Source organism: Streptosporangium jomthongense (assembly GCF_042650425.1).
Lineage (GTDB): Bacteria > Actinomycetota > Actinomycetes > Streptosporangiales > Streptosporangiaceae > Streptosporangium.
Map to the genome: position 1 here is coordinate 1 of NZ_JBHSBC010000068.1, position 1,732 is coordinate 1,732.

Consider the following 1,732-nt stretch of genomic DNA (forward strand, 5'->3'; position numbering starts at 1 on the left):
CTGCTCACCGATCGAGATCAACCACTTGCCCAGCGGCGGATGGGCGACGTACTGCGGGCAGGGGGCGGCCTCCGGCGGGGAGCAGCCGATCCAGATGTCGGTGTTCCCGGCGATGAGCATCCGGTCGGAGATCGGGTTCGACGCGTCGCCGAGTGTGGCCCGCTCAACGCCGAAAAGGCTCAGCGAGTAGGCGTCCTTGGCGTAGAAGGTCTCGTCGAACACCACCGCCTTCGGCAGCCCGAGACGGTCGAACCGCAGGAACGCCCCGAGCGCGGCGACGAACAACGGTCCCAGCCAGCCCAGCAGGACGTTTCCCGGCATGGGGGGCAGAAGTCGATCTCTGGTTAATCCCATTTAGGGAAGTATGGAGAAAAATCACCCTCTGTGGACAGCATCGTAAAGATCTCGTTTGGGAATCCCCGCCGACTTCGCGACGTCCACGATCGCCTGCTTCCTCGGCACCCCGGTCTCCGCGCGCCTGGCGACCTCGGCGACCAGGTCCTCGATGTCCGGCTCGACCTCCTGCGGGTCGTGCCCGGCGACCACCACGGTGATCTCGCCCTTGACCCCGTCGGCCGCCCACACGGCCAGTTCGCCCAGACCGCCGCGCCGTACCTCCTCGTAGGTCTTGGTCAGCTCGCGGCAGACGGCGGCCCTGCGCTCCGTCCCGAACGCCTCGGCCATCGCGCCGAGCGCGGCCGCGAGCCGGTGGGGCGCCTCGAAGAACACCATCGTGCGTTCCTCGGCGGCCAGCGCCCGCAGCCTGCGGTCGCGCTCGCCCGGCTTACGCGGCGGGAAGCCCTCGAAGCAGAAGCGGTCGCTGGGCAGGCCGGAGACGGCCAGTGCGGTGGTGACCGCGGAGGGTCCTGGCAGCGAGGTGACCGTGATCCCGGCCTCGACGGCCAGGCGGGTCAGGCGGTAGCCCGGGTCGGAGACACCGGGCATCCCGGCGTCGGTGATGATCAGGACGGTCCTGCCGTCCCGCAGCTCGCCCAGCAGCTCGGCCGCCCGGCCCGCCTCGTTGGCGTCGTAGTAGGAGACGACCCTGCCGCCGATCTCCGCGCCCAGGTCGGCCGCCAGACGGCGCAGGCGGCGGGTGTCCTCGGCGGCGACCACGTCGGCGGTCTCCAGCGCCTCGCGCAGCCTCGGCGAGGCGTCGCCCGTCTGTCCGATCGGGGCTCCAGCGAGCACCAGCCTGCCGTTGTCGTTCACGGTTCCATCCTCCCGCATCCGACACGGGGTCCCAACAAGGGGAGAAGTTCCGTAATTGGACATGTAGGCGGTGTTTCTTAGGTTCGTGAGGGGAGGAGGCCCGTACGATGGCCGGGTGGCCGTGACCGACTTCCCCAACCAGGCGTTCGAACAGCCGGAGTCAGAACCGAGCACCGACTCGGCCGTCTCCGTGCGTGACCGGCTGGTGCCGCCGATGCCCGGCGGCGCCATGTGGGGCTGGATCGGCCCGCTGCTGGTGACGGTGTTCGGGGCGTTCCTCCGCTTCGTCAACCTGGGCCGCCCGAACGCGGTGATGTTCGACGAGACGTACTACGCCAAGGACGCGTGGTCCCTGGTCAATTTCCTCGCCGAACGCACCATGGTCAAGGACGCCGACAAGGTCCTGATGGCCGGCGGCACCGAGATCTGGCAGAAGTGCGCGCCCGCCGAGATCGACAAGTGCGCCTCCTACGTGGTCCATCCGCCGCTGGGCAAGTGGTTGATCTCGATCGGTGAGCAG

General features: G+C 69.1%; 1 protein-coding gene and 2 pseudogenes. 1 reads left to right on the forward strand and 2 read right to left on the reverse strand.

What is annotated here, in order from left to right; translation table 11 throughout:
• Positions 1–321 (reverse strand): annotated as a pseudogene (locus ACFOYY_RS42280) (phospholipid carrier-dependent glycosyltransferase); the annotation flags it as partial.
• 54 nt (positions 322–375) lie between these two features.
• Complete coding sequence (rsmI, locus tag ACFOYY_RS42285; RefSeq protein WP_386197166.1) at positions 376–1,230, reverse strand: 16S rRNA (cytidine(1402)-2'-O)-methyltransferase; 855 nt, start codon at positions 1,228–1,230, stop codon at positions 376–378.
• A 97-nt stretch (positions 1,231–1,327) separates the two neighbouring features.
• Between rsmI and ACFOYY_RS42290 the strand changes: the two are divergent.
• Positions 1,328–1,732: pseudogene (locus ACFOYY_RS42290) on the forward strand (phospholipid carrier-dependent glycosyltransferase); the annotation flags it as partial.